General features: G+C 67.9%; 23 protein-coding genes and 1 tRNA gene. 13 read left to right on the forward strand and 11 right to left on the reverse strand.

The window, feature by feature from the left end; genetic code table 11:
- Nucleotide 1: 1 nt before the first annotated feature.
- The 4 genes from BLT96_RS08330 to BLT96_RS08345 all read right to left on the reverse strand — a co-directional run bounded on the left by BLT96_RS08330 (nt 2) and on the right by BLT96_RS08345 (nt 6,646).
- Entirely contained in the window at nt 2–655 is a 654-nt protein-coding gene (locus BLT96_RS08330) for a potassium channel family protein (RefSeq protein WP_090863564.1), read from the reverse strand.
- Between the two features lie 6 nt (nt 656–661).
- Nucleotides 662–3,529, reverse strand: a complete 2,868-nt coding sequence (locus tag BLT96_RS08335; RefSeq protein WP_197674346.1) for a cation-translocating P-type ATPase — start codon at nt 3,527–3,529, stop codon at nt 662–664.
- A gap of 431 nt (nt 3,530–3,960) precedes the next feature.
- Nucleotides 3,961–4,878 carry a response regulator gene (locus BLT96_RS08340; RefSeq protein WP_090863567.1) on the reverse strand — a complete coding sequence of 306 codons (918 nt, stop codon included), beginning with the start codon at nt 4,876–4,878 and terminating at the stop codon, nt 3,961–3,963.
- Complete coding sequence (locus tag BLT96_RS08345; RefSeq protein ID WP_090863569.1) at nt 4,871–6,646, reverse strand: sensor histidine kinase; 1,776 nt, start codon at nt 6,644–6,646, stop codon at nt 4,871–4,873. Before BLT96_RS08345 ends, BLT96_RS08340 begins: the two co-directional genes overlap by 8 nt.
- Before the next feature lie 235 nt (nt 6,647–6,881).
- On the opposite strand from BLT96_RS08345, the gene galE reads away from it, so the two are divergent.
- From galE to BLT96_RS08365, 4 genes are all read left to right on the forward strand, one after another.
- Nucleotides 6,882–7,937: a UDP-glucose 4-epimerase GalE gene (galE, locus tag BLT96_RS08350; RefSeq protein ID WP_090863572.1), complete on the forward strand. Its 1,056-nt coding sequence runs from the start codon at nt 6,882–6,884 to the stop codon at nt 7,935–7,937.
- Nucleotides 7,938–7,945: 8 nt separating this feature from the next.
- Nucleotides 7,946–9,010, forward strand: coding sequence for a polyprenyl synthetase family protein (locus tag BLT96_RS08355; RefSeq protein ID WP_090863575.1), 1,065 nt, complete (start codon nt 7,946–7,948; stop codon nt 9,008–9,010).
- Nucleotides 9,011–9,043: 33 nt separating this feature from the next.
- The gene (locus BLT96_RS08360) at nt 9,044–9,961 is read left to right on the forward strand and encodes a peptidoglycan-binding domain-containing protein (protein WP_090863576.1); all 918 of its coding nucleotides are present in this window, start codon (nt 9,044–9,046) and stop codon (nt 9,959–9,961) included.
- A gap of 104 nt (nt 9,962–10,065) precedes the next feature.
- A tRNA-Gln gene (locus BLT96_RS08365) sits at nt 10,066–10,140 on the forward strand.
- A 63-nt stretch (nt 10,141–10,203) separates the two neighbouring features.
- Here BLT96_RS08365 and BLT96_RS08370 read toward each other — a convergent pair.
- The 5 genes from BLT96_RS08370 to BLT96_RS08390 all read right to left on the reverse strand — a co-directional run bounded on the left by BLT96_RS08370 (nt 10,204) and on the right by BLT96_RS08390 (nt 14,243).
- Entirely contained in the window at nt 10,204–11,049 is an 846-nt protein-coding gene (locus BLT96_RS08370; protein ID WP_090863578.1) for an ABC transporter ATP-binding protein, read from the reverse strand.
- A complete protein-coding gene (locus tag BLT96_RS08375) occupies nt 11,042–12,064 on the reverse strand; it encodes a FecCD family ABC transporter permease (RefSeq protein ID WP_090863580.1) in 1,023 nt (340 codons plus the stop codon). Before BLT96_RS08375 ends, BLT96_RS08370 begins: the two co-directional genes overlap by 8 nt.
- Nucleotides 12,065–12,141: 77 nt before the next feature.
- Nucleotides 12,142–13,185, reverse strand: coding sequence for an ABC transporter substrate-binding protein (locus BLT96_RS08380; RefSeq protein WP_090863582.1), 1,044 nt, complete (start codon nt 13,183–13,185; stop codon nt 12,142–12,144).
- 58 nt (nt 13,186–13,243) lie between these two features.
- Nucleotides 13,244–14,026: a sirohydrochlorin cobaltochelatase gene (locus BLT96_RS08385; RefSeq protein ID WP_090863584.1), complete on the reverse strand. Its 783-nt coding sequence runs from the start codon at nt 14,024–14,026 to the stop codon at nt 13,244–13,246.
- Nucleotides 14,016–14,243 (reverse strand): MPN domain-containing protein, encoded by a 228-nt coding sequence (locus tag BLT96_RS08390; protein ID WP_090863586.1) that lies wholly within the window; start codon nt 14,241–14,243, stop codon nt 14,016–14,018. The genes BLT96_RS08385 and BLT96_RS08390 overlap by 11 nt, the downstream gene beginning before the upstream one ends.
- A 266-nt stretch (nt 14,244–14,509) precedes the next feature.
- Here BLT96_RS08390 and glmU point away from each other — a divergent pair, with 266 nt between their 5' ends.
- From glmU to gltA, 6 genes are all read left to right on the forward strand, one after another.
- Complete coding sequence (glmU, locus tag BLT96_RS08395) at nt 14,510–15,901, forward strand: bifunctional UDP-N-acetylglucosamine diphosphorylase/glucosamine-1-phosphate N-acetyltransferase GlmU (protein ID WP_090863588.1); 1,392 nt, start codon at nt 14,510–14,512, stop codon at nt 15,899–15,901.
- A 6-nt stretch (nt 15,902–15,907) separates the two neighbouring features.
- Nucleotides 15,908–16,903 carry a ribose-phosphate diphosphokinase gene (locus tag BLT96_RS08400; protein WP_090863590.1) on the forward strand — a complete coding sequence of 332 codons (996 nt, stop codon included), beginning with the start codon at nt 15,908–15,910 and terminating at the stop codon, nt 16,901–16,903.
- 198 nt (nt 16,904–17,101) lie between these two features.
- Nucleotides 17,102–17,548, forward strand: coding sequence for a DUF5684 domain-containing protein (locus BLT96_RS08405; protein WP_090863592.1), 447 nt, complete (start codon nt 17,102–17,104; stop codon nt 17,546–17,548).
- A gap of 196 nt (nt 17,549–17,744) precedes the next feature.
- Nucleotides 17,745–18,335: an aminoacyl-tRNA hydrolase gene (gene pth / locus BLT96_RS08410; RefSeq protein ID WP_090863594.1), complete on the forward strand. Its 591-nt coding sequence runs from the start codon at nt 17,745–17,747 to the stop codon at nt 18,333–18,335.
- 154 nt (nt 18,336–18,489) lie between these two features.
- Nucleotides 18,490–19,335 (forward strand): sulfide/dihydroorotate dehydrogenase-like FAD/NAD-binding protein, encoded by an 846-nt coding sequence (locus tag BLT96_RS08415; RefSeq protein WP_090847444.1) that lies wholly within the window; start codon nt 18,490–18,492, stop codon nt 19,333–19,335.
- On the forward strand, nt 19,323–20,741 hold the full coding sequence (gltA, locus tag BLT96_RS08420; protein ID WP_090863596.1) for an NADPH-dependent glutamate synthase: 1,419 nt from the start codon (nt 19,323–19,325) through the stop codon (nt 20,739–20,741). The genes BLT96_RS08415 and gltA overlap by 13 nt, the downstream gene beginning before the upstream one ends.
- A 91-nt stretch (nt 20,742–20,832) precedes the next feature.
- On the opposite strand, the gene BLT96_RS08425 is transcribed toward gltA, so the two are convergent.
- The gene (locus tag BLT96_RS08425; RefSeq protein WP_090864125.1) at nt 20,833–21,741 is read right to left on the reverse strand and encodes an IS3 family transposase; all 909 of its coding nucleotides are present in this window, start codon (nt 21,739–21,741) and stop codon (nt 20,833–20,835) included.
- A complete protein-coding gene (locus tag BLT96_RS10840) occupies nt 21,690–22,205 on the reverse strand; it encodes a helix-turn-helix domain-containing protein (RefSeq protein ID WP_090861460.1) in 516 nt (171 codons plus the stop codon). The genes BLT96_RS08425 and BLT96_RS10840 overlap by 52 nt, the downstream gene beginning before the upstream one ends.
- A 139-nt stretch (nt 22,206–22,344) precedes the next feature.
- Here BLT96_RS10840 and BLT96_RS08435 point away from each other — a divergent pair, with 139 nt between their 5' ends.
- From BLT96_RS08435 to pepT, 3 genes are all read left to right on the forward strand, one after another.
- Nucleotides 22,345–22,635: a nucleotidyltransferase family protein gene (locus BLT96_RS08435; protein ID WP_090863598.1), complete on the forward strand. Its 291-nt coding sequence runs from the start codon at nt 22,345–22,347 to the stop codon at nt 22,633–22,635.
- A 286-nt stretch (nt 22,636–22,921) separates the two neighbouring features.
- Nucleotides 22,922–23,605: an orotate phosphoribosyltransferase gene (gene pyrE, locus BLT96_RS08440; RefSeq protein WP_090863600.1), complete on the forward strand. Its 684-nt coding sequence runs from the start codon at nt 22,922–22,924 to the stop codon at nt 23,603–23,605.
- A gap of 88 nt (nt 23,606–23,693) precedes the next feature.
- A complete protein-coding gene (pepT, locus tag BLT96_RS08445) occupies nt 23,694–24,959 on the forward strand; it encodes a peptidase T (protein WP_090863602.1) in 1,266 nt (421 codons plus the stop codon).
- The last annotated feature ends 41 nt before the right edge of the window (nt 24,960–25,000 follow it).

Here is a 25,000-nt window from a genome sequence, read left to right on the forward strand (position 1 = left end):
CCTACTCGCTCTTACCGAGCATGTGGGCGAACTTCTCCTGCGCGCTCGACGCCACGGCCGCGTACACCACGTCGCCGTGTCCAAGCACCGTGCCCTCCGTCGGGATGAACGTCTGGCTGTTGTGCGACACGGCGACGATCTTCACCTCGCCGATCGCGCTTATCTCGCGCACGGGGTGCCCCTCAAGCAGCGTCGGCACGTCGGCACGCACTATCTGCACCTCGCCGGTGCCCACGGCAAGCACGCTGTCCTGCTGGTGGTACGTCAGAAGCTCGCACGCGCGGCGCACGCCCCAGTCCGTCGTCGATATGGTCTGTATGCCCAGGCGGCGGTACGTCTCGGCCTTGCTCACGTCGTACATGCGCGCGATGACGCGCGGCACGCGGTACGAGTCGCGCGCGATCCGCGCGATCACGATGTTCGTCTCGTCCGAGGTGGTGCAGGACACGACGGCGGACGCACGCTCGATACCGGCCTTCTCCAGCACGTCGCGATCGATTCCCACGCCGCACACCTTGCGCCCGGCAAACCCGTCGCCCAGAAGCTCCAGGCGCTCCGGGTCCTGGTCGACGGCGCACACGTTGTGGCCCTGGCGGTCCAGCTTGCGCGCGAGCCCGGTGCCCATGCGCCCCAGTCCAACGACAATCACGTTCATGATGCCCTACCTTTCGACATTTTCCTGCTCGATGCGGACGCCGTTGCGGTCGATCCCCAGGTGCCTGCGCACGATGGCCTTCCTGCCCTCTTCCAGCGCCAGCACGATGGGAGGGAGAAGAACGAGGAATCCATAGTCCGCAAGGCCAAGCGGGCAGGTGTGGAACACGCCCTGGAACGGCGGGAACACCGTCAGGAGCACGATGAGCGCCACCTCGAACAGTATGCCCTTGTTCACCTGCCTGTTAGAGAACAGACCAACCGAGAAGACCGAGGCAAGCTCCGTGCGGCAGTTCATGACCTCGCCTATCTGCGTAAACACGATGGCCGCGAGCGCCATGGTCGTGGCACGGACGTACGTGGGATCCAGGTCCTTGCCAACGCCAAACATGACGGTACCCATGTGCCAGCCGGCCTGCGCCTGCGCGAACACAAACGCCGCAAGCGAGGCGGCCGCGCCCAGAAGGCCGTACCACAGAAACGCCTTGCGCATGACCTCCTTGTTCAGAAGGTGCTCGTGGGGGTCGCGCGGCGGACGGTTCATCACGTCCCTCTCGGGCGGCTCGGAGCCCAGGCCCAGGGCAGGCAGCATGTCCGTTCCCAGGTCGATGGTAAGGATCTGCATCGTGGTCAGCGGCAGCGGCACCGCACCGCCAGAGAGCAGGTACACGGCGGAGGGCACGGCCTCGGGCACGTTGGAGTTGAGGATGTAGAGCATGAACTTGCGGATGTTGGCGTAGACCGCACGGCCCTCCTCCACCGCATGCACGATGGAGGCAAAGTTGTCGTCGGTCAGGATCATGTCCGCCGCCTCCTTGGCGACGTCCGTGCCCGTGACGCCCATGGCAACGCCGATGTCGGCCTTCTTGAGCGCCGGCGAGTCGTTCACGCCGTCGCCCGTCACCGCCACGACCTCACCCATGGCCTGCAGGTTCTCGACCACGCGGAGCTTCTGCTCCGGCGCCATGCGGGCAAACACGACCTCGCCCTTGAGGGCGCGGCGCAGCTCCTCGTCGGAGGTCTTCTCCAGCTCCAGGCCCGAGAACACCTTGGGGTGCGCCCCCTTGACGATGCCGATCTTGCGTGCGATCGAGACGGCGGTCAGACCGTAGTCGCCGGTGATCATGATGACGCGGATGCCGGCGCGGCGGCACTCGGCCACTGCGGCCGCGACCTCGGGACGCGGCGGGTCCTGCATGACCTCCAGACCCACGAACGTCAGGTCCTTCTCGATTGCGTCGGGGGTGTACTGGCTCACGGAAGCGGGCACGCCCGGCTCGTCCCTGTGGATGGGACGGTACGCCACGGCAAGCACGCGCAGGCCGTCGGCCGCATAGGAGTCGTTCGCGTTCATGATCTTGCTGCGCAGCGAGTCGGTCATGGGCACGACCTCGCCGTTCATGCGGACCTTGGTGGAGAGGCGCACGACCTCGTTGGGCGCGCCCTTGGTAAAGGCCACGCGCGTGGCACCGTCGAGCGGCTCCTCCAGCTGGTGGATGGTGGACATGCGCTTGCGGCGGCTCTCGAACGGCAGCTCGCGCACGCGCGGCATGCGGCGCTCCACGTCCTTGGGGTCGAGGCCGGCCTTCTGGGCGCTTACCAGGAGGCACGCCTCCGTCGGGTCGCCGAGCACCGTGTAGCGGCCACCGTCCTCCTCCGGAGGGAGCAGGCGCGCGTTGGAGCAGAGGGCACCGCCCTCGAGCAGCAGCTCCAGCTCCTCATCGTCTGCGGCCGAGAAGGACTTGCCCTCCGCCCGGACCTCGCCCTTGGGCGCATAGCCCACGCCGGTGACCTCGTACTCGCGCGCCGGGGTCCACAGGTGGTTGACCGTCATCTCGTTCTGCGTGAGGGTGCCGGTCTTGTCCGTGCAGATGACGCTGGTTGAGCCCAGCGCCTCCACGGACGAGAGCGACTTCACGAGGGCGTTGCGCTTGCTCATGCGCTGCACGGCCATGGCCAGGGACAGCGTCACGGTGGGGAGCAGCCCCTCTGGGATGAACGCGACGACCATGCCGAGCGCGAAGATGAACGACGCCGCGAGCCCGTTGTGCACGAAGAGCACGTCCAGCAGGAAGAACGCCACGCCCATGCACAGCGCGAACGCCGTGATCTGCTTGGTCAGGTGGTCGAGCTGCCTTTGCAGCGGGCTCTCCTTCTGCTCCATGTTCTGCGTCAGGCTCGCGATCTTGCCAAACTCCGTGGCCATGCCCGTCTGCGTCACGACGACGCGGCCGTTGCCCTCCGACACGCTGGTGCCCTCGAACACGAGGTTGGGCATCTCGGCGTTGGTGAGGTTCTCCTCGAGCACCGCGTCGGCCGTCTTGCGCACGGGGTTTGACTCGCCCGTGAGCGTGGACTGGTCCACCTGCAGGTCGCTGGAGCGCACCACGCGCCCGTCGGCCGGGACCTTGTCGCCTTCCTCCAGCGTGAGCACGTCACCGGGCACGAGGTCCTCTGCCAGGACCTTCTGCTCCTGCCCGTCACGAATGACGTTCACGTAGGACGGCAGCATCTTCTTGAGCGCCTCGGTCGCCTTGTCGGCCTTGCTCTCCTGCCAGTAGCTGAAGCAGCCGTTGATCACGTTGACCAGCCACACGGCCACGCCCAGCTCCGGCATGCCTGCCGCGAAGGCGATCACGCCGGCCACCCACAGCAGAATGGCCATCATGTGCGTGAAGTTCGACAGGAACACCAGCACCCTGGACTTCTTCTTGCCAGACTGGATGACGTTCTTGCCATAGCGCCGCTGCCTGGCCTCCGCCTCCTGCGCGCTGAGGCCCGCGGCGGACGTGCCCAAGGCCGAGAAGACCTTGTCGCTCGTGAGCCGGGGAATCTGCGCCACCCGCACGGCGGCGCCCTCCTTGGAATCCTCCACGAAGGCCCTCCTTTCCTAACGGAGCGGCCTCGGCACCCGCCGGGGCCAACCACGGCCGGCACGCGCCGGCCAGGGCCGGGTTCGCCCGGTCCGGAGGGAAGAATATCCGTTGCGACGACCATGCATGCGCACGTTGGCGCACGGGCGCAAATCGCCACGTCAGCGGCATAAAGTAACGTTAAGACTGGTATAAATGCGGCATAAAAAAGGCAGGTCAACGCACGTGCGCGGCTGGCACGGCAGCCAGCGGGCGTCCCGCGGCACACACAGCCGCCTCACTTTCTGACAGATGCAGGATTTGTCAGAAAGTGAGGCGGCAATAGGGCGCAGGACCGCGTTTTCCCAGGATTTCCCGCTCACTATCTGACACAAGCGAGATCTGTCGGATAGTGAGGATCGCGGACGGGCGCAAAGCGCGCGAAAGGCCGCGCCTACACGCTCATCATGCGGTACCCCACGCCCACGTGCGTCTGGATGTAGCGCGGGTGCGCCGTGTCGCGCTCTATCTTCTTGCGCAGAGACCCCATGTACACGCGCAGCGTCGCAAGGTCGCCCGCCTGTCCGGAAGGACGTCCCGCCCCGCCCGCGCCCGCAGCCGCGGAATCGTCGCGCGAGCCCCAGACCTGGTCCAGGATGTAGCGGTGCGTGAGGACCTTGCCCACGTTGCGCGACAGAAGGCACAGCAGGCGGTACTCGATGGGCGTGAGGTGGACCTCCGCGCCGTCGAGCGTGACGACGCCCGCGGAGTAGTCGATGGCAAGTCCCCCGTCGCGAAACACCGCCGGCGCGGGCGCGGCGGATGCCGAGAAGGACGTGGCGCCGGGAGCGGCAGCCGCGCCGGGGGCGCCGGCGGGCGACGCAGGGCGCGCGCCCGCGGGGTCGGCGGCGCGAGCGGCCGTCGCAATGGCCAGGTGGCGCTCCGTGGCGCGGATGCGCGCGAGAAGCTCGCCGACCGAGAAGGGCTTGCACACGTAGTCGTCGGCGCCGGCGTCCAGCGCGCCGATCTTGTCCGCGTCCTCGCTGCGCGCGCTGACCACGATGATGGGCACGACGGACCACGCGCGGATGGCGCGAACGACCTCGATGCCGTCTATGTCGGGAAGCCCAAGGTCAAGCAGGATGATGTCCGGCGCGGACGTCGCGGCGAGCGCAATGGCCTCGCGACCCGTGGACGCGCCCCGGTGCGCGTAGCCGTGCGCGTCAAGCGTGGCCGCAACGAAGGCGCGGACCTCCGGGTCATCCTCGACCACGAGGATGGTGGGCGCAGGCGCGCCAGACGCGGCGGATGCGGCGGACGTCGCAGGTGCGGCGGGCGCGGACGGCTCGATCGGTGTGGCGTCGCTACTCATCAAGGCCGCCTCCCCCAAGGTCGCTCTCTAGGTCGCAGGCCGGAAGGTCGAAGCTGAACACGCAGCCGTGGCCGTCCGCCCGGTTTGGCTCGAGGCGGATGGTGCCGCCATGCGCCTCGACGATGGACTTGCAGAGCGCGAGCCCCAGCCCAAAGCTGCGGCGCCCGTCCGCGAGCCCATGGCCCACAGTATAGAACGTGTCGAACACGCGGTCGCGGTCCGCTGGGGCGATGCCGGGGCCATCGTCGGCCACGCTCGTGGTGACCACGTCCTTCTCGCCCGTGGCGGAAGCCTGGCCGGAAGCGCACCCCAACCCCTCCACGGGGGTGTGACGCTCCACGCGAACGGTGATGCGGCTGCCGGCCGGGGTGTACTTGACGGCGTTGTTGACCAGGTTGACCAGCACCTGCACCATAAGGCGCGCGTCGACGCTCACCAGGCAGAGGCCGCGCGAGGGCTCTGCCGCGAGGACGTGCTCCGCGACCTTGGGGTCCACGTGGCGCAGGGCCTCCTCCACGACGTCGTCCATGAGCTCCAGCGTGCGCGTCAGGTGCACACCCCCGCCCGCGAGGCGGGTCATCGCGAGCAGGTTCTCGACCGTCGCGGCAAGCCAGCGCGCGTCGTCGCGGATGGAGCGCTCCAGCCGGATGCGGCGCTCCGGCGCAAGTGCGGGCGAGGCCGGAGCCGCCGGCGCGGGGTCATCCGCCTCGAGCAGCACGTCGGCCGCGCCGCCAATGGACGTGAGCGGCGTGCGCAAATCGTGCGAGATCGAGCGCAAAAGATTGGCCCTGAGCTGCTCGTTCTTGGCCAGGACCATGGCCTGCTCGCGCTTCTGCGCCGCAAGCTCGCGGCCCAGGGCCAGGCTCGTCTCGCCCGCGACGGCACGCGCCATGTCGCGCTCGCCCTGCGAGAGCGGCTCGCCCAGGCTCAGCACCGCGAACACGCCAAGGGGGCCGTCCTTCTCGCCCACGGGCAGATAAAAACCAGATGCGGACGAGAAGAGCGAGGTGCCGTTGCCGGCGGGCTCTCCGTTTTCGAACGCGCGCATGGCGACCGTGACCTCGACGGGGACGTTGGGCTGGCGCGGCGCGCGGGGGCCGGCGATGACACCGGTGCCGTCGAGGGCGCCCGCGTCCGGCAGAGGCGCGTCCGTGCCGTCCGGCAGGAAGAGCGCTCCGGGCTCGAGCAGGCCGGAGGCGTTGGGCAGGTAGAGCACGACGGTGCCGCTGACCAGCCGCGCAAGCTGGCGGCCGGCCTCGCCCATGACGGACTGGACGGAGTCGCAGCGCTGCAGCGCGTGGTTTGTCTGCAGCAGCACGCGCATCATGTGGCTTGCCGCCTGGCTTTCACGCGCGTTGCGGCGCAGGCGCACGGATATCATGCTTGAAACGAATGCCACGACGCACATGACCGCGAACGTGCCGGGATACTCGCTGCCCCACGCAACAAGGTGGTAACGCGGCTCCGTGAAGAAGAAGCAGAAGAGCGCGGCGGACAGCGCCGTGGCCACGCCGCAGACCACGTGGCTGGCCGTGGCGAGCGACACGACCTGCACCGCGAGCACGTAGACGATCACGATGGCGTCCGCCCCGAGGCCCAGGCGGTCGAGCACGGCGCCGACGAGCGTCGCGAGCGCAAGGTCGACGGCGACGATGGCCAGCTCCGCGAGGATGCGGCGCGGCATGGGGCCCTCCGTCCAGGCGGACGTCAGCGCGAGCCACCTCTTGGTGATCGCCGTTCCGTCCGCATCGACCGCTGGCGCTCTCATCGGTCGCCTCCCGCGTGATCGCGGCGCCGGGCTGGGGCGCCGGCCCCTGTCTTAACAGCGCACATGATATCGCAGGCGGAGCGAGGCGGGCAGCCGGGGGTGCCACGACGCACCCCCTCGTGCGCCCCTGGCACCAGACATACACACCCTGGCGCTATACTTTAAAGGATGTGCGCCGCCACGCGGGCCCAGGGGCCGGCCGACGACGCCCACAACCTCGGACAAGGAGACTCACATGAGCCAGAAGAAGGACCCCAAGGACACCTGCGTGCTCGTCACCGGCGGCGCGGGCTTCATCGGCAGCCACACCGTGGTCGAGCTTCTGCAGGACGGCTACCAGGTCGTCGTGGTGGACGACCTCTCCAACGCAAGCGAGAAGGTCATCGACCGCATCGACACCATCGTCGGCGAGGAGGCGGCCCAGAACCTCACGTTCTACAAGGCGGACGTGAACGACCGCGAGGCCATGGAGGCCATCTTCGACCAGAACGACATCGACCGCGTCATCCACTTCGCCGGCTTCAAGGCCGTGGGCGAGTCCGTCAGCAAGCCCATCGAGTACTACACCAACAACCTGGGCAACACCCTCACGCTCGTGGACGTGATGCGCAACCACGGCTGCAAGGACATCATCTTCAGCAGCTCCGCCACGGTCTACGGCGCGCCCGACAGCCTGCCCCTCACGGAGGAGTCGCCCAAGAAGCCCGCGACCAACCCGTATGGCTGGACCAAGTGGATGATCGAGCAGATCCTGACCGACCTTAACACCGCGGACCCGGAGTGGAACGTCGTGCTGCTCCGCTACTTCAACCCCATCGGCGCGCACCCCTCCGGACTCATGGGCGAGGACCCCAAGGGCATCCCCAATAACCTGCTGCCCTACGTGGCGCAGGTCGCCATCGGCAAGCGCGAGTGCGTGCACGTCTTTGGCAACGACTACAACACGCCCGACGGCACCGGCGTGCGCGACTACATCCACGTGTGCGACCTCGCGACCGGCCACGCGGCAGCCCTCAACTGGATGAACGGCCGCACCGGCGTCGAGATCTTCAACCTGGGCACCGGCCGTGGCACCAGCGTGCTCGAAATCATCAAGGCCTTCGGCAAGGCCTGCGGCAAGGACCTCCCCTACCAGATCGACCCGCGCCGCCCGGGCGACGTCGACGCCAACTACGCCGACTGCTCCAAGGCAAAGCGCGAGATGGGCTGGGAGGCCAAGTACACCATCGACGACATGTGCCGCGACTCCTGGAACTGGCAGTCCAAGAACCCCAACGGCTACGAGGACTAGGGGCCATCATGTCCCAGGACCAGACCGCGCCGGCCGCGGCCAACCCGTTCGTGACCTACCTCGCCAGGCAGCGCCCCCTCATCGAGGGCGCCCTGGCCGAGAAGTGCCCGCGCCCTCAGCCGGATCACGCCCGCGCGGAGCAGGCGGACCTCGACCGCTACCTCTACGCTCCTCTCGCCCGCTTCACCAAGTCGGGCGGCAAGCGCACGCGGCCGGCGCTGTGCCTGCTGGGGGCCGAGGCCGTGGGCGGGCGCGCGCAGGACGCGCTGTCCGTCGCGTGCGCCATCGAGTACTTCCAGTCCGCGGCGCTCATCCACGATGACATCGCGGACAAGAGCGAGCTGCGCCGCGGCGAGCCGTGCGTGTACGTGACGGAGGGCACGGGCGTCGCCGTCAACGTGGGCGACCTCGCGCTCACCACCGTGGCGCGGCTCGTCCTGGACGATCGCGGCCTTGCGCCGGACGTGCGCCTGCGCGTGCTGGACGAGGTCGTCGCCATGGAGGAGCGCACGCTGGAGGGCCAGGCGCTCGACCTTGGCTGGGCGCGCGACGGCCGCTGGGACATCTCCGTGGACGACTACCTGTGCATGGCGAGCCACAAGACGGCCTACTACAGCGCCGCCGTGCCGCTCGCCACGGGCGCCATCTGCGCCGGCGCCTCGGACGCGCAGGTGGACGCCCTGCGCGCGTTTGGCATGAAAGCCGGCCTCGCCTTCCAGCTGCAGGACGACCTGCTGAACCTGGTGGGCGATGCCGCCGCCCAGGGCAAGGACTTCCGAAGCGACGTGACGGAGGGCAAGCGCACGCTCGTCGCAGTCTGGGCGCTATCTCACCTGCCAGAGGGGCCCGCGGCCGAGCTGTCGCAGATCCTCTCGTCCCACGCGACGGACGAGGCCCAACTGGCGCGCGCCGTCGAGCTCATGCGCCAGTCCGGGGCGATCGACCACACCCGCGCCTTCGCGCGCGACCTCGTGGACGAGGCGAAGTCCCACCTCTCGTCTGCGGACTTTTTGCCTGAGGCGCACAAAGTGCTTCTCGCTATGGCAGACTTCTTTGTTGAGCGCCTGGGCTAGGCGCCGCGCATACCCGCGTAAACAGGAGACCACATGGAACCAATCCGAGAGGGCGCCGTCGGCGCCGCTGTCGAAGACATACAAGAGCGCCTCGCATCGCTGGGCTACAAGATCGACGCCGGCGAGCTGGGCGAGAAGAGCTTTGGCCCCTCGACCGCAACGGCGGTCGGGCGCTTCAGGATAGACCAGGACATCCCGCTGGGCAGCGAGGTGGACGGCGCCACGTGGTCCGCTCTGGTGGACGCGTGCTACAAGATGGGCGACCGCACGCTATACCTGCGTCTGCCCAACCTGCACGGCAACGACGTGCTCGAGCTGCAAAAGTGCCTGAACATCCTGGGATTCTCGTGCGGCAAGCCCGACGGCTGCTACGGCGTGTACACGGAGGCCGCCGTGAAGCAGTTCCAGGAGAGCCAGGGCATGCTTGCCGACGGCATGGCGTTCCCGGACACGTTTGACGCCATCGAGCGCCTGCACCACGTGTGGGCCGGCAAGCCCGCGGCGGGCCCACACCCCATGGGCGGCATGGGCTTCGCGCGCGCGGCCGGCGTGCTGGAGAGCGTGCAGATCTCGCTCACCGCGGAGGACCCCATCAGCCGCAACGTCGCGGGACGCATCTGGAACCTCGCCTCGGCCACGAGCGAGAAGAGCGGGCTGGACATTGTGGAGAGCGTCGCCTCTGCCCGCCCGGACGACGACGTGGTGATAGTCCTTGGCACGACGGACCTGCCGGAGGGCAGCAAGCTCGCGAACCTCTCGACCGACGAGGTGGAGACCCTGCCCCAGCGCCTGCGCACCACCGTCGAGAGCGCCCGCGCCAACGGCGTGCGCCCGGTCGTCCGCCTGGAGCTGCCGCACGGCCTGTCCTACGACGGCACGTTCACGGTGAGCGACGCGCAGACGTTCGCCGTCATGCTGCTGGACGCCATCTGCTCCGCGTTCAACCTGTAGCGCGGAGGGCGTCCCCGGCAACCGCGGCGGGCGCACATCTGATACACTTATCCAGCGGCGCGCACGCGCGCCCGGTTGGCGGCGGCCCAACGTAGCGACTACATTGGGGTATCGTCCAAGGGTTAGGACACGGGTTTTTGGTGCCTGGAATGTGGGTTCGAATCCTACTACCCCAGCCAACGCACACATGCCGGAGGGCCCACGCGGGCCCTCCGGCTTTTTGTTGCCTGATGCGTCCCGCCCTACGGCCTGCCAGGCGCCCCCGCGGAAGGTTCCGCCACCATCCCCGCCGGCGGCTCGGCCGCAAACAGGCCGTACGCGCGCACGCCGTCCTTCTCGCACGGCACGGCCGTGACGCCAAACGCGGCGGGAAGCGCGGGGCCGCCCGCGACTGCCCCGGGCGAGCCCTGGGCCAGAAGCCGCGTGGGCCGCTCGCGCCCCAGCACCGCCACCTCGTCGCAGAAGCGCAGGGCCAGGTCGATGTCATGCAGCACGGCCACGACGGTCGTGCCTCGCTCGGCCACAAGGCGCCGCACGAGCGACATCAGCTCGTGCGCAGCGCTCACGTCGAGGTACGTGGTCGGCTCGTCAAGGAGAAGGACGTCCGCCTCCTGCGCAAGCGCCATCGCGATGAAGGCCCGCTGCCGCTCGCCGCCAGAGAGCCGGCGCGCGTTGCGGTGCGCCAGCGCCTGGAGCCCCATGAGCGAGAGGGCATCGTCCACGGCACGCTCGTCCTTCTCGCCCAGTTGCCCAAACGGACCCATGTGCGCGTAGCGCCCGCAGGCCACGAGGTCCCTTACCCGCATGGACGGGGTCCTGTGCACCTGCGGCAGAAGCGCGATGCGCCCGGCCCGCTCCCGGGCGGAGAGCCCGGCCACCGGCCTGCCGCCCACGAGCACCGTCCCGCGCGCCGGCATCCCAAGGCCGTCCGCAAGGCCAAGGAGCGTCGACTTTCCGCAGCCGTTGGGGCCAAGGACGCCAAGCACCTTCCCCCTGGGAACCGCGAGGTCGAAGCCGTCGAAGAGCGGACGCGGGCCGCAGAGGCACGCTATGTCGCGAAACTCGAGCGCCGGGCCGGCGTCACTCATCGCGATACCCCCTTCCGCGCATGAGGAGCCAGACGAAGAACGGCCCTCCCATGAGCGCCATGAGGATGCCGACCGGCAGCTCGTACGGCGCGAACGCCGTGCGCGCCACCACGTCGGCGAGGACGGTGAACGTGGCGCCCCAGAGGGCCGCGATGGGGATGACCCGGCGCAGGTCGTGGCCGACGAAGCGCTTTGCCACGTGCGGGACCATGAGACCGACAAATCCGATGAGGCCGCAGAAGCTGACGGCGGCACCCGCAAGCAGCGACGCGCACGCCAGGCCGGCGGCTCGGAGCGCCCCCACGCGCACGCCAAGCGCGTGGGCGGTCTCGCGCCCCAGCGCGAGCACGTTGATGCGGGCCGCGAGGGCGAGCGCCAGGGCGAGACCCGCCGCGATGAGAGCCGCGGGGGCTGCCAGGCTGCCCAGCACGACGCCCGAGAGGCCGCCCACCAGGTAGGAGGACGAGCCGACGTACGCGTTGGGCGAGACTGTGAGCACGAGGTTCATGCCCGCTCCGAACACGGCGTTCACCGCGACGCCCGCAAGCACGACCGTGAGGCGCGACACGCCGGCGCGCGACGACACCGCGAGTATCAGCCCCGACGCGGCAAGCGCCCCCAGAAACGCCGCCACGGGCAGGGGCACGGCGACGCGCACGCCCGCCGACGCGAGCGCCGCGACGAGAAGGACCGCCATCCCGGCCCCGGAGTTGACGCCAATGACGTTGGGGCTGGCAAGCGGGTTGTCGAGCACGGCCTGAATGAGCGCGCCGGACGATGCGAACGCGGCGCCCGCGAGCAGCCCGCCAAGCACGCGCGGAATGCGGATCGAGACGAGGATGCTCCGTGCGGTGCCCGTCAGGCGGCCGCCAGAGAGCAGGGCGAACACGTCCGCGACGCCGACGCCGGACGCGCCGAGCACGAGGCCGACGAGGGACGCGGCAAGCAGTGCCGCGAGCGAGAAGAGCACGAGCGCGGGCAGCCGACCGCCGCGGGAGCGTGCCGCTTCCGTCATGTTGGACCCCGACCTCCCCATTGGCTCGCTCCCCTTCGCAGCGCTTTCCTTCGCAGCGTTTTCCGTCGCAGCGTTCACTACTTGTTGAGCGCCTTGCCCGCGAGCACGTAGGACTCGGCCCAGTCCGCGTTTGGCTTGTACAGGAAGTGCGCCGCATCGAGCATCGTGACGCGCCCCTCCTTTACGGCATCCATCCCCTGCCAGGCAGAGCTGGAACCGGCCACCTGGTCGTAGTACCTCTGGGCGGTCGCCGCGTCGTCGCTTGCCGCGAGGACGAGGACGTAGTCGGGGTTGGCCTCGACGGCAGCCTCGAGACTGAAGTCCGAAAGGAGGCTCGGGTGCTCGTCGGCCACGTTGACCGCGCCGAGGTCCTTCACGATGGCGCCGGCCATGCCGGAGGAGTTCTGCACCACGAGCCCCTTGGAGAACGCGCTCACGACAAGGACGGAGGGAGACTTGCTCGCCACGGAATACCTGCTGACGGCAGACTTGATCTTCTCGCCCACCTTGGTCACGTTCTTCTTGTACAGGTCGTTGCGGCCGGTGATCGCGCAGAGGGTGCCCATCATGCGCTTGTAGTCGGCAAACGTGGTCACCTTGAAGAACGCGACGGGCACGCCGGCCTCGGTGAGCGCGGACTTGGCATCTGCCTGGGAGACGCCGGTCGAGTGCTTTCCGTCCGCGATGCCGGTCATGATGACGAAGTCGGGCTTGAGGGCGAGGATGCTCTCGAGGTTGAGCGAGGTGGACCTGCCGACGCCCGAGACCTTGGAGGAATCGACGGGGTAGTGGCCGAACGCGTCGTCCGAGGCGCCGACGAGGGTGCCGCCCGCCAGCTGCCATGCGTCGGCAAGGCTTCCCATGCACGCCACGACGCGCTTGTGTCTCTTGACGGTCACCTTGCGGCCAAGGTCGTCCGTGAAGGTGTACGCCTTGCCCTTCTCGGCCTTGCCGGCCTTTGCCTTGCCAGGCTTCGCCGCACTGGACGCGGCGCTCGACGTCGACGCGTCGTTGCCCGCGCCGGAAGCCGAGCCACAGGCGGGCAGGGCAAGAAGCGACGCCGCAAGAAGGGCCGCGAGCGGCAGGGCCAAAAGGCGACGTCGGGAAGAGGGCTGCATCATGATCGTGAATCCTCGCTTCTGTTGGTGGATGGGGCTGGCCTGGGGCCGCCGCGTTGCGTCATGGCCGCAGGGCCACGCGCGCGTGGTTTAAGAATACCGTTCGGATGGCGGGAAGGGAGCCGAGGCCGCGCATGTCGAGATCTGCCTCGACCCCCGCCGCGCGGAGCCGGGCCTGCCAGCCGTCTGGCGCGCCGGCCGCAAGCTGGCGCGACACGTGGCTTCCCGCCGTGAGCATGAGGGGCACGAGCGTGGCCGTGCCGAGGCCGGCCGCCTTGATGCCACCGGTGACCTCGTCGACCCCGGGCGCCCCGTCGAGCAGGCCGAGAAACGCGTCCGCCCTCCCCTGTGCCCGCAGCTCGTCAAGCAGGGCAAGGTACGGCTGGTTTGCGCCGCCGGTTGCGCCGTGGCCAACGAGCACCAAGGCGCGTCCCGGCCGCACGGGATGCGCCTCTGCGATCGCGCGGGCCACGTCGCGCAGGTCGCGCGCGGACGACAGGAGCGGCTCGCCGACGGCGACGCCGCCGGGGAAGGCGCCCTCCCAGCCAGAGGCCTCGGCGAGAAGGGCGTCGAGCGTCGAGCCCGCGACGATTAGCGCGGGCTGCACGCAGGCGCGCTCCGCGCCGGCGTCCGCGAGGGCGGCAAGCGCGTCGCCGAGCGCGCCCGGCGCGGACACCCCCTTGCGCCGCAGCATGCGCCTCACGGGCGCGCTGAGGTACGCCTCGCAAAACGGCGCGCCAGGCGCTGCGGCGCAAAGATCGCGCGCGAGCGGCTCGATGTCGCGCCGGCGGGCGTCCTGCCGCGTCGTCCCATAGCTCGCGAGCACCAGCCCCCTACGCGTCATGGGTGATCATCAGCCGGCGCACCGCGCGCTTCTCGTCCTGCGCATACGCCACGATCGAGGGCCAGTCGGGGCCCTCGCTCTCGAGGCAGAACACGCGCTCCGCCCAGGCCTCGTCTTCCCGTCGCCTTCCGGCGAGAAGCCCGCACGCCCCTTCCGGAAGGTGCTCCCGGGCCCACGAGGCCATCTGGTCGAAGGCGCCTGTCGTAAGATGCAGCATCGTTCGTTCCCTTCCGCGCTAGACGGCGCTTCCGTGCCGGGCGGCCGCAGAGAGGCTCCCCGATCCCACAGATGTACTTTATCGTGTCTTGTATTTCTCGTCCTCGCGCGCGGGCGGCTGGCACACGCGCGCGCACCCGCGCTATCATGGGGAGCGTCGTGCAACAGTCCAGCTACGACGCCTGCCCGGATGCCCGGGCGACCGCCATGCGGCCGCGCCACGCAAACGCCCGCCGGCGCGCTGGACCCAAACGCTGGAGGCATCACATGCCAGTAACCGCGATCGTCCTCGCCGCCGGCGAGGGAACGCGCATGAAGTCGCACCACCCCAAGGTGATGCACAAGGTGCTGGACCGGCCGCTCGCATGGTGGGTGGTCAACGCGGCGCGCCAGGCCGGGATCGAGCACATCGTGCTCGTCATCGGCAACGGCGCGCAGGAGGTCCGCTCCTATTTCGCGGACGAGAAGGACGTGGAGTTCGTCGAGCAGACGCAGCGCCTTGGCACCGGGCACGCGGTCCGCGTCGTGAGAGACGCGCTCGGCAGCTTCGACGGGCCCGTCGTCGTGCTCAACGGCGACCTGCCGCTCGTCCGCCCGGAGACCGTCCGTGCCCTCGTGGACCGCACGCGCAACAACCACGACGCCTGCACAGTCCTCACCATGACCCCGCCGGACGTCACGGGCTACGGCCGCGTCCTTCTGGACGACTCCGGCCAGGTCCAGGCCATCATCGAGCACAAGGACTGCACGCCGGAGCAGCGCGCCACACTCCTGGAGTGCAACGCCGGAGCGTACTGCTTCTGCGGCGAGCGCCTTTCCGCCAACATCGACAAGCTCACGAACGACAACGTCCAGGGCGAGTACTACCTCACGGACATGGTCGGCATCTACGTGGGCATGGGCGAGCCCGTCACCGCCGTCCACTGCGACGACTACCGGGAGCTCTTGGGCGTGAACGACCGCGTGCAGCTCTCGCAGGTCACCAAGATCATGCAGCGTCGCATCAACGAGGGCCTCATGCGCTCCGGCGTGTCGATGCTCGACCCGGATCAGGTCTGGGTTGGGCCGGAGGCGACCATCGGCATGGACACCGTCCTTCTCCCCCAGACCATCGTCTGGGGCAAGACCGTCGTGGGCGAGGCCTGCACTATCGGCCCCAACAGCCGCCTGGTCAACGCGACCGTGGGCGACAACTGCATCGTGGACGAGACCGTGATCGTGGACTCCGCCATCGACGACGACGTCAACTGCGGCCCGCGCGCCTACCTGCGCGGCGGCGCCCACTTCCACAAGGGCGCGAAGGCCGGCACGCACGTGGAGATCAAGGGATCGGAGGTCGGCGAGGGCTCCAAGGTCCCGCACCTCAGCTACATCGGCGACGCGCGCCTGGGCAAGGGCGTCAACATCGGCGGCGGCTCCATCACCTGCAACTACGACGGCAAGCACAAGAGCCACACGGAGATCGGCGACCACGTGTTCGTGGGGTCCGACACCATGATGGTCGCACCCGTCACCATTGGCGACAACGCGCTCGTGGGCGCAAGCTCGTGCATAACGAAGGACGTTCCGGCTGGTGCCCTCGCGCTGGAGCGCTCGAAGCAGACTGTGATCGAGGGTTGGGCAGACCGCTATTGGGACCGTCTGAAAAGAGAGGACTAGCACACAATGTACGAGGACCTTTGCAAGCCCCTTAACGTCGAGAAGAACATCCGCCTCTACACGGGAACCGGCAACCCCGCGCTGGCGCAGCGCATCGCGAACGTGCTTCACCTGGAGCTTTCCGGCCTCATGATCACGAAGTTCGCCAACGGCGAGATCTACGCCCGCTTCGAGGAGACCGTGCGCGGCTGCGAGGTGTTCTTCGTGCAGTCCATCGCCGGCAAGAACGTGAACGACCTGCTGATGGAGACCCTCATCGTGGCCGACGCCGCCACACGCGCCTCCGCGGCCAGCTTCACGGCGGTCATCCCCCACTACGGCTACGCCCGCCAGGACCGCAAGGCCGCCTCGCGCGAGCCCATCACCGCGCGCCTGGTCGCGAACCTGCTCGAGGCCGCCGGCGTGGACCGCGTCATCACGCTCGACCTGCACTCCAACCAGATCCAGGGCTTCTTCGACATCCCGGTCACGCACCTCACCGCGCTGTACCAGTTTGGCGACTACTTCAAGGCCAAGAACTTCGACCTCAACAACACCGTGGTCGTGAGCCCGGACATGGGCCGCGCCAAGGTCGCGAAGAAGCTGTCCGACTACCTGGGCTGCGAGGTCGCCATCGCCCACAAGAGCCGCCCGAAGCACAACGCAGCCGAGGTCATGGGCATCATCGGCAACATCAAGGGCAAGACCTGCATCGTGAACGACGACATGATCGACACGGGCGGCACCCTGGTGGGCTCCATCCACAAGCTGAAGGAGATGGGCGCCGGCGACATCTACATCAGCGCCACGCACGGCATCTTCAGCAAGCAGGCCATCCAGCTGCTCGAGGACGCCCCCATCGAGGAGTGCGTCGTGACGGACTCCATCCCCTGCGCCGTCGCAAACACCGAGGGCTCGAAGATCAAGCAGATCTCCGTGGCCAAGGAGCTGGCGGACGCCATCTTCGCGGTGTACGCGAACTTCTCGGTCAGCGGGCTTGCCGGCGGCAATTCCGAGATGTAGCCCCACCCGCCTCAGAGCTCGCGCCATCCCGCGCGACGCTCGCGACGCAACACGCAGAGCCCCGTCCGCGGGGCGAGAAGAACCCTCGGCCCGCGCGGCAGCCCCCTCGGCACCGCGCGGGCCTTATGCTGGGGAGCGTGCGTCCACCCGCTGGCGCACGAACTTCTCGCCATTCCCCGACCGAAGGGAGGGGTCGCCTTGACCGGCCTCGTCGCACTGTTTGCGCTCTACGCAACCACGATCGCGCTGCCTGGCTTCATCGTGTGGGCGCTGCTGGTGATCGCGCGGTGGAAGATGTTCCAGAAGGCCGGGGAGGCCGGGTGGAAGTCGATCATCCCCGTGTACTCAACCTACATCTCGTTCAAGATCTGCTGGGGCACGGCGCCGTTCTGGGCGCTCATTGCGATGGCGGCGTTTGCCGGGGCGTTTGCCGGCACCAGCGCCCCGGCCGACTACCCCGCGCTCGGCATGCTGGTGGCGCTTCTGTACTGCGCCATCGCGGTGGTGGGGCTCGTGATGCTGTACAAGACGTCTCTCGCGTTTGGGCACGGTATTGGCATGGCGCTCGCGCTGCTGTTCTTCCCCAACGTGGCCACGCTCGTGCTGGGCTTTGGCTCGTCCAGATACGTGGGGCCGCAGGCGTAGAGGCGGCGCCCAAGCCCCTCTAATCACACAAACGTGCAGTTCAGGCGCCATGGGAGCAGACCTGCGACGCTTTGGCTTGCGCCGTTTAGGAAAAAAAGGAAAAATTAGGAAAAAAAGGAAAGGGCCACTCCGCGGGCGCCGGCGCCCCGTATCTGGCTGACCACCTTAGGAAGACCCAAGGCTAGACGGAGGCACCATGGCCCAGCAGGCACGACCGAAGGACGTCCGCATCATCTGCGGGCTGGGAAACCCCGGGGCGGACTACGCCGCCACGCGGCACAACGCGGGCTTCGCCACTGTGGACGCGCTCGCGGAGCGCCACGGCGCCCGCTACTGGAAGAGCGAGGCGGGCTGCATGGTTGCCCGCGTGCGGATGCGTGCGCCCGAAGGGACGCGCGAGGTCATCCTGGCCAAGCCGCAGGACTTCATGAACACGAGCGGCGGCCCGCTTTCCAAACTGCTGCGCCAAGAGAGGGCCACGCCGCAGGAGGTGCTCGTCATCCACGACGAGGTGGACCGTCCCGCCGGGGCCGTCGACGTCAAGTTTGGCGGCGGCCTCAACGCGCACAACGGACTGCGTTCCATCGCCAACAAGCTGGGCACGCGCGACTTTGCCCGGCTGCGCTTTGGCATTGGCCGCCCGCCGGGAAAGATGCAGGTGGCCGACTACGTGCTGCGCACGCTCAAGGGCAGCTACCTGCAGGAGTTCGAGCTCGAGGCGCAGGATGCGGCATCGCTTGCGGAGCGCGTCGTCGAACGCGGGGTGCAGGCCGCGGCCAACGGCTAGGGGCCGCGCATGGGCGCAGGCCCAAACTTGGGAACAGCCGGATGGCATTGTCCTTCTCGCCCAATTTCATCGCTGTATACTGGGGACGTTATGCCGGCGCGTCCGCTTCTGCGGGGCGCGCCCGAGGATGGGGCTTCAGGAGAGGAGTTCGTTAATGTACAAGATCCTCGAAAAGACGCAGTTCTCCGAGAAGGTGTTCGAGTTTCGCGTAGAGGCGCCCGAGATGGCAAAGCACGCGCATGCGGGCCAGTTCCTCATGGTTCGCGCCAACGAGTGCGGCGAGCGCGTGCCGTTTACCTTCGCGGACTGGAACGCCGAGGAGGGCTGGGTCGAGTTCATCTTCATGGTGGTCGGCAAGACCACGGAGATGCTCTCTAAGTACGAGGCCGGCGACGAGATCGAGGACCTCACCGGTCCCCTGGGCCAGCCCACGGACATGAGCGGCGAGGGCGCCTGGTGCGTCATCGGCGGCGGCGTTGGCCTGGCCATCGCCTACCCCGTCGCGCGCCAGCTTGTCGCGACCGGCCACGAGGTGCACGCCATCATGGGCGCCCGCACCAAGGACCTGCTGCTGCTCGAGGAGCAGTTCCGCAGCCTGCTGCCGGAGGACCACATCCACATCACCACGGATGACGGTTCCTACGGCGAGAAGGGCGTGGTCACCGCCCCGCTGGAGCGCCTGCTCCAGGCCAAGGCCGTCGACCAGGTCTTCTGCGTCGGCCCCGTGCCGATGATGAAGTTCTCGTCCCTCACGGCCGAGAAGTACGGCACCCCCATCACCGCGTCGCTCAACCCCATCATGGTCGACGGCACGGGCATGTGCGGCTGCTGCCGCGTCGAGGTTGGCGGCGAGACCAAGTTCGCCTGCGTCGACGGTCCGGACTTTGACGCGACCAAGGTCGACTGGAACGACCTTCGCGCGCGTCAGGCTGCATACCGTACCGAGGAGGGCCAGGCCCTCAAGGCCTATGAGGAGGCGAACTGCGCATGCCAGAGGTAAACGGTCGCTGGGTCGCGGACATGAAGGCTCCGCGCACGCCAGATAACGAGGAGCCCGCCGCCGAGCGCGCCCATGACTTCCGTCCCGTCGACAAGGGCTTCACGGAGGAGATGGCCGTGGCCGAGGCCGCGCGCTGCATGAGGTGCAAGAAGCCCCTCTGCGTGCAGGGCTGCCCCGTCAACATCAACATCCCCGCGTTCATCCAGAAGATCTACGAGCACAAGTTTGGCGAGGGCCTCGACATCATCCACGAGCAGTCCATGCTGCCCGCCATCTGCGGCCGCGTCTGCCCGCAGGAGACCCAGTGCGAGGGCAAGTGCATCCGTGGCGTCAAGAGCCAGCCGGTCGCCATCGGCCAGCTCGAGCGCTTCCTGGGCGACCAGCCCGAGCTTGCCAGCAAGCCCAAGCTCGCCCCCAAGAACGGCAAGAAGGTCGCCGTCATCGGCTCCGGCCCGTCCGGCATCACCTGCGCCGGCGAGCTTGCCCGCAACGGCTTTGACGTCACCGTGTTCGAGGCGTTCTTCACCGGCGGCGGCGTGCTCGTGTACGGCATCCCCGAGTTCCGTCTGCCCAAGACGGTCGTCAAGCGCGAGATCGACGGCCTCAAGGACCTGGGCGTCAAGTTCCAGTTCAACTCCGTCATGGGCAACCTTGCCAACGCCGAGGAGCTTCTGGGCGAGAAGGGCTTTGATGCCATCTACGTGGCAACCGGCGCCGGCCTCCCCAAGCTGCTCAACATCCCGGGCGAGAACCTCCCCAACGTGTTCTTCGCGAACGAGTACCTCACGCGCGTGAACCTGATGAAGGCGAACAAGTTCCCGCAGTACGACACCCCCACCAAGCACGGCAAGCACGTCGTGGTCTTTGGCGGCGGCAACGTGGCCATGGACTCCGTCCGCACCGCGCTGCGCCTGGGTGCCGAGGAGGTCACCCTGTGCTACCGCCGCACCGAGGCCGAGATGCCCGCGCGTCGCGCCGAGGTCCTTCACGCCAAGGCAGAGGGCGTAAAGATTCACGAGCTCGTCTCGCCGCTCGAGTTCATCGCCGGCGAGGACGGCGCCGTGCGTGCCGTCAAGGTGCAGGACATGGAGCTTGGCGAGCCGGACGCCTCCGGACGCCGTCGCCCCGTTCCCATCGAGGGCGCCATCGAGGAAATCCCCTGCGACGTCGCGATTTCCGCCATCGGCACCAACGCCAACCCCTTCGCGAAGAAGATCGGCGGCATGGAGCTGAACAAGTGGGGCTACATCGTGGCTGACGAGGAGACCGGCCGCACCTCCAACCCCAAGATCTGGGCTGGCGGCGACATCGTGACCGGTGCCGCGACCGTCATCCTGGCCATGGGCGCCGGCAAGAAGGCCGCCGCGGACATGACCAAGGTGCTCCTGGGCAAGGACGGCGAGTAGCCGCACGCCCCCAGCTGGCATCTGCCTGAAGCCGAGCCCCGACCGCAACGTGAACTGCGCCCCAAAACTTGGACGCGATAAATCATAACCGCTAGGCGGCCCCCCGGAGGGCCTGGTCCCGGAACTCGATCGGGGTCAGGCCCTTCAGCTTGGCCTGGCGCCTCGCATGGTTCCAATGGTGGATGTACGCCTCGAGGTCGCGCTTGAACTCCTCGAACGTCTCCCAGTCCCTGCCCCTGTAGAACTCGTCCTTCAGGTGGCCGAAGACCTGCTCGGTGGCGCCGTTGTCGATGCAGTTGCCCTTGCGCGACATGCTCTGCACGAAGCCGTTCTCCCTGAGCTTCGCGACGTAGGACACGTGCTGGTACTGCCAGCCCATGTCGGAGTGCAGGACCGGCGCCGCGCCCTCCGGCTTCGCCGCCACGAGCATTGAGAGCATCTCCTCCTGCTGAGCGAGGTCCGGATGCTCCGAGACCGACCAGGCCACGATCTCCTTGCTGCCGAAGTCGTACACGGGCGCGAGGTAGGCCTTGCCGAACCCGCACTTGAACTCGGTGACGTCGGTGCCCATCTTCTGCCAGGGGCCGTCGGCGGCGAAGTCGCGGCCGAGCACGTTCTCGAAGGTCTCGCCGACCTTCCCCCTGTAGGAGCTGTACCTGTGGTGGTCGGTCTCCCGGCGGATGCCGCACCTGAGGCCCATCTCGTTCATCATCTTGAGCACGGTCTTGTCCGCTATCCGCGCGCCGTCGACGGCGCGCAGCTCCATCGCCACCTGCCTGTGGCCGACGCCGTTGGGGAGCCTGCCGAAGATCTCCGTCACCCTGGCGCGCAGCTCCGGCCTGGTGGGGGCCTTGGGGTGCGAGACGGCGTAGTAGTAGCTCGACCTGGGGAGGCCGGCGGCCTCGAGGAGGTCGGAGAGGTCGTGCCGCCCTGAAAGCTCGGCGACCGCTAGGGCCTTCTCCCGGTTCGGGAGCGCAGCTCCGCCTTCAGGGCTATCGATTTTTTTAGGTACGCCACCTGCGCCTCGAGCCTCCTGACCTCGCGCTCGAGCTCCTGCTCGCGGGTCATCGGCGCGGCCTTCGCGCCCGACCCCCTCGGCCTGCCCTTCGGCTTGGGCCTCAGGGCCTCGGCCCCGCCCCCGCGGTACAGCCTGCACCACTGCTTCAGCGGCGTCGCGCTCGCGATGCCGAAGCGCTCCATCGCCTCGGGCTTGGCCATCCCGTCGTCGACCACGGCCCTGGCTGCGGCGACCTTGGTCTCGAAGTCGTATCTCGCGTGCTTCTCGCCCATTTTCAGCAGGCCGTCCCTCCCGGTCGCGCGGTACGTCTTCTGCCAGTTTCTCACAGCCTCGGCGGGCACGCCAAGCCCCCTTGCGACGGACCCGTAGCCGAGGCCCCTCTCGAACATCTCGGCTGCGCGCTCGCGCAGCGACCGGTCGTGCCTCAATCTCAGGTCGACGGACATGGAAAGCCTCCCATCTCTCGGACTTCTATTTCCCTGTCCAAGAAATGGGAGGCAGTTCAACGCGCGGCCGGGGCTCTTCTCGTCCAAGGCGTGGGAGCGCGGCGTACCAAACCTCCCCCATGGCGACAAGGCGGAGACGATGGACCTGAGACAGAACGTCATCGAGAGCATCCGCACCCTCGCAAAGCGGAACGGGGTTTGCAAGGTCATACTCTTTGGGTCCCGCGCGCGTGGCGACAACTCTGCGAGAAGCGACATCGACTTTGCGGCATCCGGTGGGAATGTCGCAAAGTTTGCCTTGGACGTTGACGAGGAGACGCCCGCGCTGCTTTCATACGACGTCGTCGACCTCGACCGACCCGTAAGGCAGGAACTTATCCAGGACATTCGTCGCGATGGGGTGGTCCTCTTTGAGCAACAGAAAGCTTGAGAACTTCTCGAAGTAGGCCCTCGATCAGTAAGACGCGCGAGAAGTACATCTCAATCTTCCAGGAACTGGAACGCGAGTTGAAGGAGAACTGGTCGCTCGAGGAATAGGGCCGGCAGGTGCAAGCCACCGATTCTGACGGCATTCCAACCATGCTGTTGATGCGAAGCGGCGAGGGACGTACCTCGCCGCCTTGAAGCCTGCGAGGTGCGGCAACGCCGGTTGCGGGCGCCTCGCAGGCATCCCTGCGCTACCATGAATGCGACGCCATCGACGAGAGGAGAGGCCAATGGAGGCCTACAAGCAGGAGTTCATCGATTTCATGGTCCAAAGCGACGTGCTAAAGTTTGGCGACTTCACGCTCAAGAGCGGGCGCAAGTCCCCGTTCTTCATGAACGCCGGCGCGTATGTGACGGGCGAGCAGCTCAGCCGCCTGGGCAAGTTCTACGCGCAGGCGATCCACGCCAACTTTGGCGACGACTTCGACGTGGTGTTTGGCCCGGCGTACAAGGGCATCCCCCTGGCCGTGGTGACGGCCATCGCGTATCACGAGCTGTATGGCAAGGAGGTCCGCTACTGCAGCGACCGCAAGGAGGCGAAGGACCACGGCGCAGACAAGGGCCAGCTGCTGGGCGCCGACCTTCACGACGGCGACCGCGTGGTGATCGTGGAGGACGTGACCACGTCCGGCAAGTCCATCGACGAGACGTACCCCAAGCTGAAGGCCGCCGCGGACGTGCAGGTGGTGGGCCTGATGGTCTCGCTCAACCGCATGGAGGTGGGCAAGGGCGGCAAGGTAACCGCACAGCAGGAGATCCAGGAGCGCTACGGATTCCCCGTGGCGTCCATCGTGACCATGGCAGAGGTGGTGGACGCGCTGTACGACCACGAGGTAGAGGGGCGCGTCGTGATTGACGACGGGCTCAAGGCCGCAATCGACGAATACTACGAGAAGTACGGCGTCAAGGAGTAGCAAGACATCCGCAAGCCTTGGGCGGGGCGCGGCCGGCGCACGACGAGCCGGCATGCGCCCCGCAGCCATGTGAAAGAAAGGAACCCGTATGAGCGACGTTCTCGACCGCTTCCTGCGCTACTGCGCGGTGCCGTCGCAATCGAACCCCCTGACGGCAGATGCCGTGCCCTCCACGGCAAGCCAGCTTGACATGGCAAACGTGGTGGCCGCGGACCTGCGCGCACTTGGCGCCCAGGACGTGACGGTGACGCCAAACGCCTACGTGACGGCACACTGGCCGGCAAGCGCGGGCGCGGAGGGACTGCCGGCGCTGGGCCTGTGCTGCCACCTGGACACCGCGTGGCAGACGTACGGCGACCCCGTGCGCCCGCAGGTCAGGCACTACGACGGCGGCACCCTTACCATCGGTCGCGGGCGCGACGGACGCGAGGTCGCCATAAGCCCCGCCACGAACCCGCAGCTTGAACACATGGTGGGCTGGGATTTGGTGACGAGCGACGGCACGTCGCTTCTGGGCGGCGACGACAAGGCCGGCGTCGCCATGGTGGTGTCGCTGCTTGCGCGGCTTCGTCAGGACCCCACGCTCCCCCACCCGCGGCTGGCGGTTGCCTTTGTGCCGGACGAGGAGATCGGCCACGGGGCGGCGCTTCTCGACCTTGAGGAGTTTGGCGCAAGCTTTGGCTACACCATCGACGGCGGTCCCCTGGGCGAGTTCTGCTACGAGACGTTCAACGCCGCGGAGGCAAAGGTACGTGCAAGCGGGACCTCCGTTCACACGGGCACGGCGAAAGGCATCATGGTGAACGCTTCCGAGGCCGTCATGAGGTTCCACGCGATGATCCCCGCGCAGGAGCGGCCGGAGTACACCGAAGGTTACGAGGGCTTCTATTACCTGGAGCGGATGGAAGGCAACTGCGAGGAGGCGCGTGCCGACTACATCATTCGCGACCACGACCAGGCGAAGGTGGAGTCTCGCAAGGACGTGATGAGGCGCGCCGTGGACCTTGTGAACCAGACGTACGGCGGCGGGCGAGAAGTGCTGACCATCCAGATCGAGGACCAGTACCACAACCTGGCAAACGTGGTGACGCGTCCCGAGTACCGACACCTGATAGAGAACGCCCGGACGGCGTATGCGAAGGTGGGGCAGCAGATGCGCTGCGTGCCCATGCGTGGCGGAACCGACGGCAGCCAGCTGAGCTTTAGGGGCTTTGCGTGCGCGAACCTCTCCGCGTGCTACTACAACGCGCACGGGGTGCGCGAGTTTGTGCCCGTGCCGGAGCTCGAGGCCATGGTGGACGTCCTGCAGGAGCTGGCGGCGCTGTACGCCCGCCCGCAGGCAGCCGCAAGATAGCAAGGTGCCGGGGGACCGTCCGGTCACATGCGCGGACGGTC

Origin of the sequence: Parafannyhessea umbonata (assembly GCF_900105025.1) — a bacterium.
Lineage (GTDB): Bacteria > Actinomycetota > Coriobacteriia > Coriobacteriales > Atopobiaceae > Parafannyhessea > Parafannyhessea umbonata.